Origin of the sequence: Micromonospora sp. CB01531, assembly GCF_001905095.1 — a bacterium.
GTDB lineage: Bacteria > Actinomycetota > Actinomycetes > Mycobacteriales > Micromonosporaceae > Micromonospora.
The window spans coordinates 1-18,474 of record NZ_LWLS01000115.1; the positions used below are offsets into that span (position 1 = coordinate 1).

Annotated in this window: 15 protein-coding genes and 1 pseudogene; 10 read left to right on the forward strand and 6 right to left on the reverse strand. The window is 68.2% G+C overall.

The window, feature by feature from the left end:
- Positions 1 to 197: 197 nt before the first annotated feature.
- Positions 198 to 1,100: a DUF5996 family protein gene (locus A6A27_RS34635; RefSeq protein WP_073838884.1), complete on the forward strand. Its 903-nt coding sequence runs from the start codon at positions 198 to 200 to the stop codon at positions 1,098 to 1,100.
- Here A6A27_RS34635 and A6A27_RS47830 read toward each other — a convergent pair.
- A complete protein-coding gene (locus tag A6A27_RS47830; RefSeq protein WP_073838885.1) occupies positions 1,015 to 1,764 on the reverse strand; it encodes an IS200/IS605 family accessory protein TnpB-related protein in 750 nt (249 codons plus the stop codon). The genes A6A27_RS34635 and A6A27_RS47830 overlap by 86 nt on opposite strands.
- A 39-nt stretch (positions 1,765 to 1,803) precedes the next feature.
- Positions 1,804 to 1,989, reverse strand: coding sequence for a hypothetical protein (locus A6A27_RS47835; RefSeq protein ID WP_143194320.1), 186 nt, complete (start codon positions 1,987 to 1,989; stop codon positions 1,804 to 1,806).
- Here A6A27_RS47835 and tnpA point away from each other — a divergent pair.
- The 4 genes and pseudogenes from tnpA to A6A27_RS34660 all read left to right on the forward strand — a co-directional run.
- Positions 1,987 to 2,211: pseudogene (tnpA, locus tag A6A27_RS34645) on the forward strand (IS200/IS605 family transposase); the annotation flags it as partial. The gene A6A27_RS47835 and the pseudogene tnpA overlap by 3 nt on opposite strands.
- A gap of 93 nt (positions 2,212 to 2,304) precedes the next feature.
- Entirely contained in the window at positions 2,305 to 4,998 is a 2,694-nt protein-coding gene (locus A6A27_RS34650) for a helix-turn-helix transcriptional regulator (protein WP_073838911.1), read from the forward strand.
- 75 nt (positions 4,999 to 5,073) lie between these two features.
- Positions 5,074 to 5,748 (forward strand): alpha/beta fold hydrolase, encoded by a 675-nt coding sequence (locus A6A27_RS34655; protein WP_073838886.1) that lies wholly within the window; start codon positions 5,074 to 5,076, stop codon positions 5,746 to 5,748.
- 40 nt (positions 5,749 to 5,788) lie between these two features.
- A complete protein-coding gene (locus A6A27_RS34660; protein WP_073838887.1) occupies positions 5,789 to 6,640 on the forward strand; it encodes an alpha/beta fold hydrolase in 852 nt (283 codons plus the stop codon).
- A gap of 315 nt (positions 6,641 to 6,955) precedes the next feature.
- On the opposite strand, the gene A6A27_RS34665 is transcribed toward A6A27_RS34660, so the two are convergent.
- From A6A27_RS34665 to A6A27_RS34675, 3 genes are all read right to left on the reverse strand, one after another.
- The gene (locus A6A27_RS34665; protein WP_073838888.1) at positions 6,956 to 9,250 is read right to left on the reverse strand and encodes a TIM barrel protein; all 2,295 of its coding nucleotides are present in this window, start codon (positions 9,248 to 9,250) and stop codon (positions 6,956 to 6,958) included.
- Positions 9,251 to 9,852: 602 nt separating this feature from the next.
- On the reverse strand, positions 9,853 to 9,990 hold the full coding sequence (locus A6A27_RS45360; RefSeq protein ID WP_198940579.1) for a hypothetical protein: 138 nt from the start codon (positions 9,988 to 9,990) through the stop codon (positions 9,853 to 9,855).
- Positions 9,991 to 10,349: 359 nt separating this feature from the next.
- Positions 10,350 to 11,336 (reverse strand): DUF4331 family protein, encoded by a 987-nt coding sequence (locus tag A6A27_RS34675; protein ID WP_073838889.1) that lies wholly within the window; start codon positions 11,334 to 11,336, stop codon positions 10,350 to 10,352.
- Between the two features lie 793 nt (positions 11,337 to 12,129).
- Here A6A27_RS34675 and A6A27_RS34685 point away from each other — a divergent pair.
- The 3 genes from A6A27_RS34685 to A6A27_RS34695 all read left to right on the forward strand — a co-directional run bounded on the left by A6A27_RS34685 (position 12,130) and on the right by A6A27_RS34695 (position 15,008).
- Entirely contained in the window at positions 12,130 to 13,356 is a 1,227-nt protein-coding gene (locus tag A6A27_RS34685) for an epoxide hydrolase family protein (protein WP_073838891.1), read from the forward strand.
- Positions 13,357 to 13,510: 154 nt separating this feature from the next.
- Positions 13,511 to 14,290, forward strand: coding sequence for an alpha/beta fold hydrolase (locus tag A6A27_RS34690; RefSeq protein WP_241825601.1), 780 nt, complete (start codon positions 13,511 to 13,513; stop codon positions 14,288 to 14,290).
- Between the two features lie 298 nt (positions 14,291 to 14,588).
- On the forward strand, positions 14,589 to 15,008 hold the full coding sequence (locus tag A6A27_RS34695) for a DUF4259 domain-containing protein (RefSeq protein WP_073838893.1): 420 nt from the start codon (positions 14,589 to 14,591) through the stop codon (positions 15,006 to 15,008).
- A 542-nt stretch (positions 15,009 to 15,550) separates the two neighbouring features.
- On the opposite strand, the gene A6A27_RS34700 is transcribed toward A6A27_RS34695, so the two are convergent.
- Positions 15,551 to 16,297, reverse strand: a complete 747-nt coding sequence (locus A6A27_RS34700; protein ID WP_073838894.1) for a YcnI family protein — start codon at positions 16,295 to 16,297, stop codon at positions 15,551 to 15,553.
- A gap of 767 nt (positions 16,298 to 17,064) precedes the next feature.
- Here A6A27_RS34700 and A6A27_RS34705 point away from each other — a divergent pair.
- Together A6A27_RS34705 and A6A27_RS34710 are read left to right on the forward strand one after the other, a co-directional pair.
- Positions 17,065 to 17,631, forward strand: a complete 567-nt coding sequence (locus A6A27_RS34705; protein ID WP_073838895.1) for a sigma-70 family RNA polymerase sigma factor — start codon at positions 17,065 to 17,067, stop codon at positions 17,629 to 17,631.
- Between the two features lie 81 nt (positions 17,632 to 17,712).
- On the forward strand, positions 17,713 to 18,471 hold the full coding sequence (locus tag A6A27_RS34710; protein WP_073838896.1) for a zf-HC2 domain-containing protein: 759 nt from the start codon (positions 17,713 to 17,715) through the stop codon (positions 18,469 to 18,471).
- The last annotated feature ends 3 nt before the right edge of the window (positions 18,472 to 18,474 follow it).

Sequence of the window (18,474 nt, forward strand, 5' to 3'; positions counted from 1 at the left end):
CCCGAGGCCACGCCGCAAGGGTTAAAGATCAAGTTAACTGCGGGGCCGCACCGCCCCTGCTGGCACGCCATCAGATCACGCAGGGTCGCTCGCTGCCGTTCGCCGCTATGCCACAATGGCGCGCCGAGGCCGTCGACGCGCGACAGCCGGGATTGTCATCGGCACCCAGTGTGCGGCACACTGTCGGAGGAGTCCGGATGACCGAGTTGTTCCCGCCGATCCCGCTGTCCGCCTGGGCGGACTCGAAGGAAACCGTCCACCGGTTCACGCAGATCGTCGGCAAGATCCGGCTGAACCAGGCACCACCGCGCAACCACTGGTGGCACGTGCCGTTCCATCTCACCGGCCGCGGCATCACATCCCGGCCCATGGGCCGAGACATGATGTTCGCCATCGACTTCGACTTCGTCGACCACCGGCTGATCATCAACACCCTGGCCGGCCAGACGGTCTCCATCCCGCTGCCCGGCCTGTCCGTCGCGGCATTCCACAATCGACTGCTCACCGCGCTGTCGTACCTCGGCATCCACGTCCACATCGACGCCAAGCCCTACGACCTGACCGACAGCATCCCGTTCGCCGAGGACACCACGCACGCCGCGTACGACCCATTCTGGGTCAACCGGTACTGGCAGGTCCTCAGCCAAGTCGGGCTGGTCCTGGAGGAGTACGCCGCCCGGTGCAACGCCAAGACCAGCCCGGTGCACCACTTCTGGCACACCTTCGACATCGCGGTCACCCGCTTCTCCGGCCGGCAGGCCCCGCAGCCGGACACCGTCGACCCGGTGACCCGCGAGGCGTACTCACACGAGGTGATCAGCGCCGGCTTCTGGTTCGGCGACAAGAACATCCCCGAACCAGCCTTCTACTCCTACACAGCGCCCGAGCCCGACGGCCTCACCGAGGAACCGCTGCAACCCGCACGGGCCCGCTGGATCGAAAACCGGGGCGCACACCTCGCGCTGCTGACCTACGACGACGCCCGCGCCACCACCGACCCCCGCGCGACGGTCCTCACCTTCCTGGAGAGCGCCTACCAGGCCGGCGCCCATCACGCCGGCTGGGACACCAGCAAACTGCGCACCCAGTACGCACCCTGAACACCGGCACCAACGCGACCCGATGTCCGTCGTGCCGCCGGCCCGGCACGATCATCGACCGGCTACGTAGCGGAACCTGGACCGCAGCGGGTGGTAGCCGAATCGCCGGGGCCGGCGTGACGGGCGGCGTTTCTGTACGTCGCCCAAGCTCACACCGGCGCCCCGAGGTCCCGCCACCGCCCAGCGCGCTCGAACGCGCCGGATCGGTCGTCGCCGGGGCCATCGGCGGCCACGCTGTCTCTGTCTCACAGCCGTCGCAGTTGCCGGCCTCATCCGCCAGGCCGCCGCTTGCTGGCGGCGGTCGAGCCCGGCGCGCCTTGTAGATCAGGAACGCGCCGAGTTGCTGGAACGCCCAAGAGTGCAGCGTGACCCGTTGGGGCTTCCTCATCCGGACCCGGTCGCGGATCCCCGTCAGTTTCTCGACGGCGATTCCGCGGCCGGTGCGTGCAGCCTCGGTCACGATGCTCTTGGCGATGGTGTGGTTGATGTTCGCGACGTGCCGCGTTTCCTTCCGGCGGCGGCGGGCCAGGAGCCGTTTCGCCGACTTGGTGCCTTGCTCCTGCAACCGCTTCCTGAGCCGCTGCTGGCGGCGCCGGTAGCCGTTGAGCTTGGTTCCGGCGTAACGGGTGTCGTCGGAGTCGTAGGCGATGTTCGCGATCCCCATGTCGACACCGAGGAATCCGTCCGGCTCATAGACCTGCGGCTAGTCCACCTCAACCGTGGCGTACAGGAACCACATGCCGTCCCGGTGCACCAGGTCGGACTCGCCGACCGGTTGGGTTGCGACGGCCTTGATCTGGTCGACAGAGCCGGTGAACGCGACCTGTCTGAGCCGCCCTTGCACGGTCCAGATCGAGACGACGCAGGCGTCGTGCCGCCACGACAGCATCTGCTCGTCCACTACCCGCCGACCGTCACCCTGTCACGGCTGGTCAACAGTCTCAAAGGAGTCTCATCTCGATACCTGCGCCGCGAGTTCACCGGACACCTGCGCAACTACCTGCGCGGCGAGCATCTATGGTCGCCCTCGTACTTCGCCGGGTCATGCGGCGGCACGCCCCTCACCGTGGTCAAGGAGTACATCGAGAACCAGAAACATCCCCGTCCGTGACAGCGTTCCTCCCAGCCGTAAACGGCCAGGGTTCCCGCCTAATCAACCGCTGAAGTTGGACGGCCCGGGGCGTGCGGTGTGAGCATCGTCCTCGTGACACAGCACGCCCTCGTGGGACGAGACGCCGAACTACATAACCTGCTCGCCCTGCTAGACGGCCTGAAGAAGGGGGGCGGGGCACTCGTGTTGAGCGGCGCGGCAGGCGTCGGCAAGTCAGCGCTGCTCGGGGCCGCCACGGCCGAGGCCGAGGCCAGGGGCGCACGGGTGCTGACGGTGACCGGCGTGCTCGCCGAAGGCCGGGTCCCCTACGAGGGTCTGCGCAGGCTGCTCGCGGGGACCGGGCTCGCGCCCGGCGACCTCGACGGCGCGCCGCTGCGCAACGCCATGACCGTGCTGCACCGGCTGTCCACACTCGCCGGCGACACCCCCGTCGTGCTCGCCATCGAAGACGCGCACTGGCTGGACGAGGCGAGCTGGGAAGCTCTCGCGTTCGTCGGCCGCCGGCTGAACGCGGACGCGATCGTGCTGATGGCGGCCCTGCGCGACGACGCCGACTCCCAGGCCAAGCTCGCCGCCTCGGGACTGCCCGCACTGACGGTGCCGCCGCTGACCGACCAAGCCGCCGCGGAGCTGCTGGCGAGAGTCGCGCCCGACCTCGGCACCGCGTTGCGCGCCCGCGTGCTGGCAGAGGCGGCGGGCAACCCGCTCGCGCTGATGGAGTTCGCCGCCCTGGCCGTCCGGCCGGACCAGGAGGTGCTCGCCTCGAGCAGGCTGCCGTTGACCGAGCGGCTGGAACGCGCGTTCGCCCAGGCGCTCGCCGCGCTGCCCGCCGACACCCGGATCCTGGCGCTGGTCGCCGCCGTCAACGATAACGACGCGATCGAGGAAAACACCCGGGCCGCGTCCCTGCTGGCGGGCATGCCGATCGAGGCGGCCGCGCTGACGCCCGCGACCCGGGCGGGGCTGGTCATGACCGACAGCGTCCGCATCCGCTTCCGGCACCCGCTGATCAGGTCGGCGATCGTCCAAGCAGCCGGGGCCGACCAGGTGCGCGGCGCGCATGGCGCGCTCGCCACTGCTCTGCCCGATGACGATGACCGCAAGATCTGGCACCGGGCGGCCGCCGCGACGTCCCACGACGACGACATCGCGGCCGAGCTCGCCGCCGCCGCCCTGCGCGCCGGCCGCCGAGGCGCGGCGGGGCTCGCGCTGGAGGCGCTGGAACGCGCCGCCTACCTCAGCGCCGACCCCGCCCGCCGGGGCGCGCGGCTCATCGACGCGGCCACGATGGCCTTCGAGCTCGGCGACCGCGCCGCCATGGAACGCCTCATCGCCCGCGCGGAAGACGCCGACCTCACCCCGCTCGACCGATCCAGGCTCACCTACATCCGCGACATCAGCCTGCATTCTGTGTGGACCGGCGTGGACCGGCAGTCCAACTATGCCGAGGTCATCGACGAGCTGCGAGAACGCGAGGGCGCGACGATCACGATGCGTTGGCTGCACATGAGCAGCACACGCTGGTACTTCTCCAACCCCCCTCGGGACGCCCGCACCCCCGTGATCGCCGCGATCGAACGGCTGACCGCGCCCGACGATCCGCAGGTCGTCGTGTCGCTGGCGACGGTCGCCCCGGTCGAACGCGGCAAGCAGGTCCTGGCCCGGCTCGACGCGCTGAGCAAAGCGAGCTGGATCAGCCCGCATGACCTGCACCTGCTGGGCACCGCAGCGAACTCGGTCGGGGCGTTTCCGCTGGGCGCGCGCCTGCACGCCGAGGCCGTCGCGGGGATGCGGGCGCGGGGCCCGTTCGGTGCGCTGGCGCAGGCGCTGGTCGGGCAGGCCACGTCGGCGGCGCGGCTGGCTGACACCCGGCTCGGGACGGTCGCCGCGGCCGAGGCCAGAGAAGTTGCCACGGAGACCCGCCAGCCGCAGTGGGCGCTCACCGCGGACGCCGCAGCCGCCGAGATCCACGCCCTGCGCGGGGACACCTCCACCGCCCGCGAACTTGCCAAGCAGGTCGAACGGGCGTTCCTGTCGGCCGGCGCCTACCCGATGCTGGCCCTGGTGCAGCTCGCCCGCGGAGCCGCCGAGTTGGCCGACGGGACGTTCGGCGCGGCCTGGGACGCGCTGCGCGCCATCTTCGACCCGAGCGAGATCAGCTACCACCAGTACGTGCGGCTCTGGGCGTTGCCGCACCTGGCGGAGGCGGCGCTGCTCAGCGGGCGGCAGGCGGAGCTGTGCGCGCTTGCCGACGAACTTGCCCCGGTGATCGAGGAGAGTGGGTCGCCGGTCGGGCGGGTCGCGCTCGCGTACGTCAGGGCCGTCACCGCGCCTGATGAGGCCGCGGAGGAGCTTTTTGCGCAGGCGCTGCGCGAGGACCTGGTGGGTTGGCCGTTTGAGCGGGCGCGGCTACGGTGCGCCTGGGGTGCGTGGCTGCGGCGCCAGCGCCGCGCGGCTGAGGCCAGGGCGCCGCTGCGCGCGGCGGCCGAGGTGTTCGACGCGCTCGGCGCGGTGCCGTGGTCGGAGCGCGCGCTGCGGGAGCTGCGCGCGAGCGGCGAGCGGATCCGCCGCAAGCACGACGCCCGTGACCGGCTCACGGCCCAGGAGCTCCAGATCGCGCAGCTCGTCGCGGAGGGCCTGACCAACCGTGAGATCGGCCAGCGGCTGTTCGTCTCGCCCCGCACGGTCAGCACGCACCTGTCGCGCATCTTCCCCAAACTCGGCATCACCACCCGTGGCGAGCTGAGCCGTCTCATGGCCACGCGGGAGGGTGATTACATCATTTGACGTACGCGAGGGGAGCTGGCCGGTTCCTACCGTGGGACGCGTTCCCCATCGTTTCTCCCCTTGCAGAGGTGCGTCATGATCCGCAACGTCGTGCTCGTCCACGGCGGTTTCGTCGACGGTTCGGGCTGGCAGGCCGTCTATGACCTGCTCGTCGCCGACGGCTTCCGCGTGTCGGTCGTGCAGAACCCGACCCTGTCCCTGGCCGGGGACGTCGCCGCCACCCGCCAGGTCGTCGACGGCCTGGACGGCCCGTGTGTCCTGGTCGGCCACTCCTACGGCGGTGTCGTCATCAGCGAGGCCGGTACGCACCCCGACGTCGCGGCACTCGTGTACATCGCCGCTTTCGCCCCGGACAAGGGCGAGTCGGTCAACACGCTCATCGCCAACCCGCCGCCCGGCGCACCCGTCCCGCCGATCCTGCCCCCGGTGAACGGTTTCCTCTTCCTCGACCGGGACAAGTTCGCCGCTTCCTTCGCCGGGGACCTGCCCGCCGACCAGGCGGCCTTCATGGCCGACTCGCAGGTCCCGTGGGGCGTGGACGCCCTCGGCGGGGCGGTCACGGAACCCGCGTGGCGCGTCAAGCCGTCCTGGTATCTGGTGGCAACCGACGACCGGATGATCCCGCCGCCCGCCCAGCACGCCATGGCGCAGCGCGCCGGGGCGACCGTCGCGGAGACGCCCGGCAGCCACTCGGTCTACCTGTCGCAGCCCGCCGCGGTCACCGACCTCATCCGCCGGGCCGCCGCTTGATGACGACCGTCATCGGCATCGCATCAGAAAGATCATTGTCATGAACGGATTCCGATTCACCCTGCGCCGCGCCAGGACCCTGCTAGCTGCCGCCGCGATCGCTTTGTCTCTGGCGATGGTCGGCTCGGCCGGGGCGGCCGCGGAAGTCGCACCCTCGGTCAACAACGAGCCGGTCAAGCGCAAGCCGACCGTGGTGCTCGTTCACGGTGGCTTCGCCGACGCGACCATCAGCTGGACCGACGTCACCGACCGGCTCCAGAAGCGCGGTTACCCCGTGATCGCACCCGCCAACCCGCTGCGCAGCCTCGGCACAGACTCGGCGTACATCGCCAGCGTGCTGCGCAGCATCAACGGACCAATCATTCTCGTCGGCCACTCCTACGGCGGTGCCGTCATCACCAACGCCGCCGCCGGCAACCCCAACGTCAAGGCGCTGGTCTACGTCGCTGCCTTCGTCCCCGACACGGGCGAAGCGCTAGGCGAACTCATCGACAAGTACCCCGGCAGCGAGATCCAGGCCGCCCTCAACCCGGTCCCCTACCCGAACCCGGACGGAACCACCGGCACCGACCTCTACCTGCAAGCCGACAAGCTCCGGCAGGTGTTCGCCGCAGACCTGCCCACCTCCACCACCAAGGTCATGGCCGTCACCCAGCGGCCATTCAACGCAGCCTGCTTCACCGACCACACTCAGGCCGCAGCCTGGCACACCATCCCCTCCTGGGGGCTCATCGCCACCCAGGACAAGGCGATTCCCCCCGCGCTACAGCGCTACGAGTACCAACGTGCCGGATCCCGCACCGTGCAGGTCGCCGCATCCCACGTCGCGATGATCAGCCACCCCGACGTCGTCACGGACCTCATCATGAGCGCAGCCAACGCCACCAGCTAGACCGGCTGCTGGACCAGCGAAGGCCCCTGGGACAAGCCGACTCCGGCGGAAGTCCCAGGGGCGCGCCACGGATAACCACCCGTCAAGGTCGTGTCGGCAGCACCGAACGGGGGCTGCGTCGATTTCCGTGTTTGACCTGGGTGTGGTCCGTCGGACAGGACGTCGATCCTGTCCGGAAAGGACCACGTCATGGCAGACAAGAAGCCCGCTGCTCGGCTTCGCCAGCCGACGCGGTGACGGCGGCATACAAAGGCCGGGCCGCAGCCCTCCCCCATGCCACGGATCGAGCGACATGGGGAAGGACCGCGTCTACGGCTATTTCGTCCACGCCTCGATACGTGCTTGAGCGGCACCCTTCAGGTCTTGCCTAGCCGTCGCCGTGACGTGGCTGTCCATGTCGGGATTCTCAAGATGTTGCAGGAAGTTCCGCAGTTGCTTGGCCGCTTGGTCTTTCGAGTCCTTGGCCAGATGATGACTCGCACTGTTCAGGGTGTTTGACAGTTGGGGCACCAGCGGGCCACGGACCTCCCCCGCTGACACATAGAAGTCCAGCATCTGGTGGATGGCGGCTGTGCCGTTGCCACCGTCAGTTCGAGTAATCTCGATCGAACGATAAACGGAGTCCATGATGGACGGCCCTACCGGCCCGAGCACCCTGATTTGTCCACGGTCCCCGATGATGCCATCGAACTTGTACTGGTACCTTCCCTCCGGCGTTTTATCTCCGACGAGGGTGGCGCCAAGGGATCTAATGACCTCACCGTCAGGGGCGTACAGGCGGATCTTCGCGTCTGGGTCGGCTACATCCGTAAATGCCGTTCCCGACAACCTGCCGTCGACGTACGTCAGGTCAGTGAATCCCGAGATCTCGCTCCGACCCTTCGTGTACTTCAACGAGGATTTCACGGCCCCGAGGAACCCGCTGATCTGCTCGTAAGGGGGTCCCGGAAGATCACGCGGGTATCCCGGCTCATCCCGGGCCCACAACAGCTCCAGGGGAATGTAGCCGCGGTAGTCGCTGTATCGGACGTCCGTGAACAGCTTGTTCAGATCCATCGTGGTATCCGTCTCAGCTCCGCCCGGCCGCTTCTTCACCTGGAAGTTGTTTGAGTACGGAAGGACCTCGGCAACGTCGGCGTACCAGTCATAATTCAGGCCGGTTGTGTAGCGGAACGGCCGGAAATAGCCGGTGTCATTCACGATGCCAATGTTCTCGTGGTCGACCCACTTCAGGAGTTGAATGGTCTGGCCTGCCGTCGCGGTCATATCCCCATGGTTCTGAAGGCCGATCTGGACCCCCTTGGCCGCTCCGTACTCCGCCAGCTGTCGCAGTGCTGGGACGACGCGCTCCCGGGTGACGCTCTCCCACCCGAGCCGGTTGATGTCTGTCGGCACCGGTCCAGAGAAAACGCGGATGACCGGAGCGCCCATCTCGGCCGCGACGTCGATCCAGTACTTGCCCCGTTCGACATCGAGCGCGCGCCTGTCGGCGCTGGGGTTGGCGAAGTCGTTCTGGTAACCAGTGCCGCTGATCTCGATGCCCAACTCCTTGGTCAGGTCCCGGATCTGTCGGGCGAATGCCTTGATCTCACCGTCCGGCAAGGTTGGCATCGTGGTGTTGCTGTACCCAGGAATGTAGTAGGCCGTGACGTCGACCGCATCGAATCCCGCCTCGGCCGCCCACCGAATCGCCGCCAGCGTGTCGAGCTGCGGTGTGTCTTGTCGGTTGTTCAACCACGCGTTGATGTTGACATTGAAGCTGTAGAGGTTGAGGCTGACCTTGTAGTCGCCTCTGAAGTATTCACGATCACGGTACCTGATGCTATCGGATCCGCCAATCCGGCCGCAATACTGCGCGCAGAGTTCCGGGGTGTTGGGCGGAGCGGGATCGTCAGGATTGCCCGTGCCGTCGTCACCGATCACCCTGATCCTGAACTGCTGGAAGAAGATGTGGTTCCGATAGACCTCGAGCGCCGATTCCACCGGGACGTAGATGGTCAAGCCGGTCACATAAAGAAACCAGTTCCCCTGACCTGAAAGTACGGGCGGCTCCTCGCCAAGTGTCAGCGACGACAACGACACAGCATTGTAGAAGGCCCGGTTGTCGATCGACCTCAACTGTGGCAGGTACGCGCTCTTTAGCGCCGCATCGTTGTTGAACGCGAGTCCGTTCAGTATTGTCACATTCGGCATCTCGACGGTGACGAGCGTGGCAACATCGTAGAACGCCCTCGATCCGATCACGGTGGTGTTGTCCAGCCGCACATGCCTGAGCGAGGTGTTGCCGCTGAACGCGCTCGCCGGCACCTGGGAGCCAACGAAGTCCGCCGTCCCGCCGACGGTGAGATCGGTGAGCCCCGTGAGACTCTGGTTGATGAATCGGCTGTCGGTGCTGTTCAGTGTGCCGCCGTTGATTACCAGGCCATGAACATCGGCGTAGGCGACGCCAGCCGCGTCGATCGCGGCCTGCAGCCCTCCGCCAGCGTCCGAGACGCTCAGCGTCAACGGGCCCGTTTCGGCGACCGGCTCGGCTTGAGCGGCGGCCGGAACAGCCAGGGCCAGCAAGCCTGCGGCGGCCAAGTAGCTGAGAACTTTCCTGAGGTGTTTCATCGCGTCCTACCTCCACGGTAAGCGCTTTCCGGCTCGGGGCCGGCCCAAGGTATCCCAGAACCTCATGGCCGTCTAGATGACCGCCGACCTGGTCTGCCTGGGCGTGAACAGGACTGGTGCGCCAGCTGGCCCACCGGTCAAGACACCGGCACTCCCGAGGAAGTCATTGACTGCGCCTGGCACCGCCACCCGGCCAGCGTTGTGACCTGCCCCAAACCCGCAGCGGTGCGAAGCATCACTGAACGCGATCACCTCCGTGTCATCGGCGAGGCTCGGCCAGCGTGTGGGTCTCCCGTCAGGTCCTGCGGCGACCAGGAGCAGGCCGTCGGTGGTGTCGATGAGGGGCGGTGACCGGCACAGCGCAGCGCCCGCAGCAGCGCTCGGGCCGCCACGCGGCCGTCGGCATCCCGGCGCGCCACGTCGCCAACGATGTCGTCGACCGGTTCCCGCTCAGCTGGGACGGCTGCGGGCAACGCCGTGTGGGCTCGACTAGCGTTCGGCTGCCTGAAGTCCGCTTCCATTCCGTCCCTACCGCACCCGCAAATGTTGCACGTGACCCGCCAGCACGGGTCCGCCGGCACGCCGACCGGACCCGTGGACGGTCAGGCCAACCGGTAGGCCCGAATGATCGTCTCCTCGATGGCGTTGCCGTGCACATCCTCGGCGGACGCTCGCAGCGACACGAACCTCCCGGCCGAGTCGGGGTGCCGTACCGTGGCGAAGCCGTCCGCCACCGGCACCCGCTGCCAGGTCGCGCCGTCGTCGAAGGAGACCTCGACGGACAGCTCACGGACACGGGCGGTGCTCGCCGTTTAGTCGACGCGGAAGCGGGACGGTCTGGCCGGCCGGCAGCTGCCCGAGACCGTCGAGCTGCGGGTCAAATCGGACGGTGAGCAGCGGCAGAGCCGCGCTCTCCGCGACGTACCGCGACTCGAACGTCCATTCCGCCACCTGGGTAGAGCGGATCGCGCCCGGCACGGTGGTCCGGGAGATTAGTCGGTACTGGCCCTTGTCCGGCCGGACCTGGAAGGCGGCGCTGTCCGGCGGTAGGCTGCCGGTTGAAGATCAGCTAAGATCCCGCTCTCTCGAACCCAAGGATCTATTGGTTGGGTGGGCCGAGGTAGGGGAATTGCCAGGTGAGATCGTCGTGCGGCGTGAGACCGGTCGAGGGGAGCTTGCCGCGGGTCAGCCACCCAAAGCGGTAGCTGAATACGTCGTCGATGAGCTTGCGGCCGTTGGGATAGGAGACCGGCTTAGTGCGATCGTAGAGGAGGACGTCGGGCAGGACCTGCATGGCGGTCTCCCTGGCCTCCTGCGGCGAGTAGCCGCCCTTTTCCAGCATCTGAGACCACGGGCCCAGGTAGTTGGCCACATCGTCGGCCGGCTGCCGAGAGTTGTAGAGGTTCTTCTCGCCGTCCGGGTTGATGAACGGATTGATGGTCGGGTTCCCGCCGCGGTCCATCTGCTCCAGGCCGCCGTCGCTACGCCGGCTGATCGAGGCCCACACTCCGATCACCGGTCCGGAGCCGAGCAGATCGGTGGGCACCTCCAGCACGATGGAGTCGACGTTGTTGCCTGCAAAGTCGTCGTGCCCGGTCCACTTCATTCCGTGCAGGGCGCCCTCGACATCGGCGAAGAACGGGTCGCTGCGTAGCCCGGCGAACAGCCGGATCTGCCCTAGCTCAGCGACCATGACCGGCTGGGCCGTGCCGTCGAAGCTGACCGGGATGGACTCGGCGAGCACCATGCCGGCCGGCTCGGGCTGGCGAGCCTCGGGGCCGGTGGCGTACCAGGCCCTCCCGGTCTGACCGCCGTTCTCGTAATCCGAGAACGTGAACGTGAACGCGACGTCGGCGAGCGCATCGCCGTCAGTGTCGATGTTGATCCGGTGGACCGCGCCGGGGTAGAACTCCGGACCGGTGGTAGGCGCCGGTATCGGGGGCGGCGCACTGGTCGGGTTCGAGTCCATGATCAGCACCGTCTTGCTGGGGTCCTCCGGTGAGGTGAAGACGTACAAGTCGGTGAGGTCGAGGCGACGGTCGTCGCCGGGAAACGTGACGTTGTCGGCGCTGAAGTGGTTTGACATGGCGACTCCTTTGGAGGCTCGGCGCCTGGGGACCGAGCCCGGGGCCTTCCGGATGGGCAGGCCAGTGAACGGCGAGGTCGACGTGCAGGGCTAGGCGGGCGCGGGAGAAGCCACTTCCGCAACGTTCTTCCTCAGCTGACGCTGCCACAACATAGGTAGACGGCGCTGGAGTGCGGTGGCGATCACCCGATTCGGCGACGGCCCGTCAACAAGTCACCAACGAGCCAGTAGTGCGGTGCCGGGGCATGCCCTTCGAAGGAGCAGGCGTCGCCGAGGCAGCTGCGCACGTCGACCGTGCACCACTTGTTGCTCGCCCACCTGGGCCTCCAGAACGACCGATAGCTCGTTGGGGTCACGGTCAACTCCACCAGCACTCGGCAGACTTTCACGCACGCCCTGATGTCGATCCGTCTCACCATGTGAGGGACACTGCCGGTTCCCTCCCAGGAGTACGCCTTGGCAACAGGGGCGACCGACCCCGTTATGTGATCACGCGGGGGGATGCGCTGATCAAACCTTTGGACAACTGGCTGGCCCAGAGACTCGGGCCGTTGCAGCGCCGCACCATCGCCGCGCTCCTCAACCAGGTCCACGCTGACATCCCGCCGTGGCACCGAACCAACTGGGAGCGGAACACGTCGCCGCCCGGATGCACCTCCAACTCCGAAGCGCCCGCCCGGATACATCCGGTACCGACCCGTCTCGGCTCGGCCCGGCGAACTCATGCGACAGCCAGGTGTAGACGCCGATGGAGGTGGTATGCGGACGGTCCTGGCGAGGAACGGAGGCCCATGTGGCTGTCAAGACCGAAGAGCGGGTGGGCATGGCAGGGGTCCGGCCGTTCACGATTGAGGTCCCCGAGGCGGAACTCGAGGCGCTGCGCACACGCATCAGGGCGACGCGCTGGCCCGAGAGGCAGACCGTCGCTGATCAGTCGCAGGGCGTACCGCTCGAAACAAGCCAGGCACTCGCGCGCTATTGGGAGAACGAGTACGACTGGCGCAAGGTCGAGGCGAGGCTGAATGCACTACCGAACTTCATCACCGAGATCGACGGGCTCGACATCCACTTCATTCACGTCCGATCGAAACACGAAGGCGCCCTGCCGCTCATCGTCACACACGGCTGGCCCGGCTCGATCATCGAGCAGCTGAAGATCATCGGCCCGCTCACTGATCCCACGGCACACGGCGCGAGCGCGTCGGACGCCTTCCATCTGGTGATCCCGTCCCTGCCGGGCTACGGGTTCTCCGGCAAGCCGACCACGCCAGGCTGGGGCCCGGAGCACATCGCACGCGCCTGGATCGAACTGATGAAGCGCCTCGGCTACACCCGATTCGTCGCCCAAGGCGGCGACTGGGGCGCGCTCATCACCGACCTCATCGGTCTGCAGGCGCCCCCGGAACTGCTCGGCATTCACACCAACATGCCCGGTACGGTTCCCCCCGACATCGATGCACTGATCCAGTCCGACATCACCGGGATAAACAAGGCACTCAGCAAGCTGCCCTCCAATCTCTCCGAAGAGGAGAAGCGCGCCTGCGGGCAGCTCGACTTCTTCTGGAAGCATGGAGCGTACGCACTCGTGATGGGGACGCGCCCCGAGACGTTGACTGGGCTCGCGAACTCGCCCATCGCTCTGGCGAGCTTCATGCTGGACCATGACGCAGCCAGCCTGGAGCTGATCTGCCGGGCCTTCGCCGGCCAACCCGGCGGCCTCACGCGCGACGACATCCTCGACAACATCACGCTCTACTGGCTGACGAACACGGGGGTTTCTGCGGCTCGTCTCTATGCGGAGAACAAACTGTCCTTCTTGTCCGCGAAGGGCGTCTCCGTGCCGACCGCCGTGAGCGTCTTCCCGGACGAGCTCTATCAGGCGCCGCGGAGTTGGGCGGAGCGTGCGTACCCCAATCTCATCCACTACAACCGGCTCGACCGGGGTGGACACTTCGCGGCCTGGGAACAACCGCAGCTCCTCGCCGAAGAGCTTCGTGCCGGTTTCCGGCCGCTCCGCTAGCCGAGGCGATTCTTGGGTGTTGGGTACGCGAAACGGACTGACGGCTTGAGGGGGAGGCATGGACGGCGCACGGATCCCACCCGGATTCACGGAGCAGGTGGCGCGGGTCGGTGAAATCACGATCAATTACGTACGGGGTGGTCAGGGTGGGACATTGGTCCTGCTGCACGGCTATCCGCAGACGTGGTTCATGTGGCGCAAGGTTCTGCCGGAGCTTGCCAAGCGGTACACCGTCATCGCGCCCGACCTGCGCGGCGCTGGCGGGAGCGACGCCCCGGCAGGCGGATACGACAAGAAGACCCTCGCCCGGGACGTACACGACTTACTCGCCCAACTCGGGCTCGAACGGGATATCTGCCTGGTTGGCCACGACATCGGCACCATGGTTGCGTACGCGTACGCCGCAGCCTATGGCAATCAGGTGAGCAAGCTCGTCCTCACCGAGGCGCCCATCCCGGACCAGGGCCTGTACCAGGCTCCGTCGCTCACTCCGAGCGGGCCGGGCCTGTGGAATTTCGGGTTCTTCAGCCTCCCGAACGGGCTACCGGAGCAGATCGTGGCCGGCCGGGAGGAGCTTTGGGTAGATCGGTTCACCGACTCGATGGAGGTGCAGAAGACCGGCATCGGCGCGGACGAGGTCGCGGAATACTCCCGGTACCTTCAGGACGAGGCCCACCTGCGGGCGAGCTTCGAGTATTTCCGCGCCCTTCCACAGGACATCGCCGACAACGCCGAGTACGCCAAGACGAAACTCGCCATGCCGGTGCTCGCCCTCGGCGCCCGGGCGAGCCTGGGGGACGCCGTATCCCAACAGGCCGCCCGCTACGCCTCCAACGTGAGCGGCGGCGTCGTCGAGGACTGTGGCCATTGGATCTTCGAGGAACGCCCGGCCGAACTCACGAGCCAACTGCTCGAGTTCCTCCAACCGGCCTGACCTGACCCGTTTGACTTCGGCCGGCCGCAGCCGGTGCCACTACCAGCGGTTGGGGCACAACGTCAGCGAGAAGTCCGGGGTTGACCCGCTTTGACGGACAGGTCGTCAAATCGCTGACCGCCGCACAGGCAGGCGGCGTCACCGGGCTCGGCGTCCTCGGCGGCGTCGGGGGGCATCGAGCGTGACGCACCGATCACCGCACAAGTGGCAGGTACGGTCGGCGTAGCCAACTTCGTCGTCGACCCGCACCCGGAACTCCGACCCGCTGCAACGCCCCGGGCCACCGTGGGGAGACGGCGTGGGGACCTGGGACAGCGGACCGTTCGACAACGACACCGCTGCTGACTGGTGTGGTGACCTCGACGACGCCGACGTGGCCAAGCGCCCGGTGCTGGTCCGCGAGGCGCTGAGCCGGTCCGCCGGCGAGGACGGCTACCTCGACGCCGACGTCGCCTGCGAGGCGATCGCCGCAGCCGCGATTGTGGCCGCGCAGCAGCCCGGCGGGCAGCCGATCACCTCCCCGTACGCGCCGGACTTCCTGCTCGACGGCGGCCGGCTCGATCTGCCCGACGCCATGGTGGTACTCGCGGTGAGGGCCCTCGACCGGCTCATGGCCGCGGACCCCGAATGGCGCGACCGGTGGCAGGACGCCGCCGCCGGGGACGTCAACCGGGCCTTCGACGCCGTCTGCGGCCTGCGCAGAGTCGTGACGGCGTAGCGGGCAGCTGGTGCAACATCCGGCGGCACGCCGTTATCGCTGCGTACCTGCGTCCGAGTTCCGTCGCCTCGACGTCCACTGGCCGCGACTGGTCCGCCGGTCGGTCGCCCCAGGCGGCGGCCATCCGCGCAGTAGGTGCCGTAGGTGCGCCGCGCGCCGGGACTGGCTGCGGCGATGACGCGTGGCAGGTATTCGGCGACCGTCGGCAGAGCGGCCGACTCGCCGGTGTGGGATTGGAGGTCGGTCAGGGTGACACCGAGATGGGCCAGTATCTGCTGTGCGGTGGCGATGGCCATGGGGCCCGCTGCCGGCCAGGCCGGCGGTTCGGTTCGAGGCCTTCGTTGGCCGGCGACAGGGACGGGAACCCGGAGGGCTGGAGGGGGTGGGTTTGTCCCGCCCCTGTCGCCTTGGATGCCCGCACGTGGCATCCGTTTACATTGCGCGGGGGCCACGTATCGTTGCATCCCGCATCTTTTGGCCTCGATGCTTCTCAAGCCGGTATCGGCCGCCGTTGATCGGCGGCCGAGGTCACCGAGACGGGGTCAGTCTGCCGCAGTGGTGGCGGGTCGGCGCCGCCAGGCCAACAGCCCGAAGGCCAGTCCAGCGAGCCCGGCGATCAGTCCGGCGATGCCGGCCGTGAGGGCCCACGTGGTGCGGCCGTCGTCGGTGTTGGTGGTGTCGCTGGTGCTAACGGTGGCGATGGTGTTCGAGCCAGCCGCAGGCGTGGCGGCTGCATCCTTGGCCGGGGCCTTGGCGAGCTTGAGGGCGGGGGCCGGGTGTTCGACCTCGGAGCCGTCGGTGCTGGGTTCCTCGATCCATCGAACGATCTCACCGTTGGAGTAGGTCTGCAGCGCCTTGAACATCGTGTCGGCTTCGGGTAGCGGACCGGTGGAGATCTCGAACTCCTGGAACTGGCCCGGCTTGATCGCGTTCGCCTCGCCCTGGGCGGTCCACGTGATCTTCGACGGTGCCTCGGTCACCTGGCTGCCGTGCATCTCGATCGGCTTCGCGAGCGTGGTCTTGTCGACCTGCACCGTCCATCCCGCCATCGGCCGAACCGACACCGACGCCACCGGCGCGTCCGCCGGCAAGGCGACTTCCAGCTTGGTCGTGCTGGCGTTGTCCCGCTCGTTCGGCACCCGGAAAGCGAGCTTGGCGTAGCCGCCCTGGGTCGCCTCCCGTGGATTGACGGTCACGTGGGCAGAGGCCACACCGATTCCCATGGTCGCAGCGGCAAGAACCCCGGCCGCGGTTGCGGCCACCAGTCTGGCTACCGATCCTGCACTCATCAGCAAAGACTCCTTGATCAACACCTCCGTGCTTGCGGCCACGCCGCTCGCACGTGGTGGCTGCACAGCCACCGCCGTGTTGGTCGTAGCCGGTGGCGGCCGAGTTCCCGCGGATCCCGAGGACGTTTGCTTCTGTCCGTCTTCGGAGAGTGCCCTGCAGTCGACCGCAAGACTGGCTCGGCCGATAACCACTGGTCGAACAGCGGGCGTTCCGCGCACGTTGGGGAGAACTGCGTAACGCCGCTGCCTGGTGGCAACGCCTGTGAATTGAAGGGGGCTGGTGGTGTGCGGCATCCGTCGAGCCGAGGCAGGCGCAAACCCGTGGCCCGTTCCGGCGCCTGAATCACGCATCGGGATGCACCGTTGGAGGCAACGTCCAGTGGCCCTACGACACGCCGCGCGACCGGCCGGTGCTTGCGATTGGGCAATCAGCCGACGCAGCGCCTGTGGCCGGTGCGGCGGTCACCGCGGTGGCTGTCGTTCGTGGTGTTCGCTGTGATCGTGACCGTGTTGGCCCGATGAGCATTCGCCGACCCGTGGCGCGCTTCCGCCGACCGGCACTGGGGCCGCCTGGCCGTCCGAACAGCCCTGGTTCCAGCCGGCCGGCCAGTCCTCGGCCTGGACGTAGAACTCGCCGCCGTTAGCCGGATCCCAGCGGCGGCATCACCCGCCCCTGCCGGTGCCGTACCCTGGCACCGGACTACTACAGGCCGTCGTTCTGACAGGGGGCGACAGCGTTGGCGGGATCAGGACACGGAGGTGGCAGGGTGACTGACGACGCGGATATCACCGCGTGGGCGCTCGCGGCGGGCCGTGGTGACCGCGACGCGGCGGCCCGGTTTGTCGGCGCGACTCAGCACTCTGTGCGTCGTTTCCTCGCCGCTCTGATCTCTCCGTCCGAGGCCGATGACCTGGCGCAGGAAACCTATCTGCGGGCAATGCGGTCGCTGCCGTCGTTCGCCGCGCGCTCGTCGGCGCTGACGTGGCTGCTCGGTATCGCCCGGCGGGTCGCCGTCGACCATGTCCGCACGGCGTCGGCCCGACCCCGCACGGTGCCGATGTCGGACTCCTTCGACATCCCCGATGCCTCGCGTAGTGGTTTCGATCGGCAGGTGGTGGTGGAGCGCCTGATCGCGGCGTTGCCTGCGGACCGGCGGGAGGCGTTCGTCGCCACGCAGGTCCTTGGACTGTCGTATGCCGAGGCGGCAGAGGTGTGCGGTTGTCCCGTCGGCACGATCCGCTCCCGGGTGGCCCGGGCCCGCGAGGACCTCGTTGCCGCGATGAACATCCAGCCGCTCAGGCGGCGGCGGACACCGGGCGACGCCGCGGGCTGAACCGGGCCCGACCTGCTGCGGCGTGATCCGGGACGCACAGCATGCGGGAACCAATCGGGCTGTGGCCGCGACTACCGGTACATGGGGTGTGAGCAGTGGCGTGAGGTTCTGTCGGCACAACTGGACGGTGAGGCGACCGCCGCCGAACAGGCCGGAGCCGAGGCGCACCTCGACCAGTGCGCCGGCTGCCGCGCCTGGCTGGACCAGGCTGCGGCGGTGACGCGGCGTGTTCGGCTGACGGTCACCACGCAGGGACCGGACCTGTCCGACACCATCCTCGCCGCGCTGCCTGCGGCTGCGCCCTTCCACCGCGGTCTCCGGAGGCGTGTCGTGCTCGCCCTGCGGGGGCTGTTGGGGCTCCTCGGCGCCCTGCAGCTGGTGCTTGGGCTGGCGCAGGTCGGTCGGGGACCGGCCGGCGGCCACGACCACACTGGCGTGCTCGGCTCGGGGCATCTGTGGCACGAGTCGGCGGCGTGGAACGTCGCGGTCGGGGCCGGGTTTCTGTTCGTGGCGGCGCGGCGCACGCGGCCGACCGGGCTGGTTCCCATGTTGAGCGCGTTCGTCGGCACGCTGGTGCTGCTGTCGGTCAACGACCTGCTGACCGGGCGGGTCGACACCGCCCGCCTGGTCAGTCACGGCTTCCTCCTCGCCGGGTACGCGATCGTGGTGGCATTGTCGCGGCCCCGCCTGCGGCCCGACGGACCGCCGGCGCGGGGGCGGGGCGACCGCCCGGGCTGGCGCCTGAACATCGACGAGGCGCCGGAACCCGCCCCGGCCCAACTCCGGCTGATTCCGCCGTACCCCGGTTCGGCGCAGGCCCGGGACCGCTGGGCGGCCTGAACC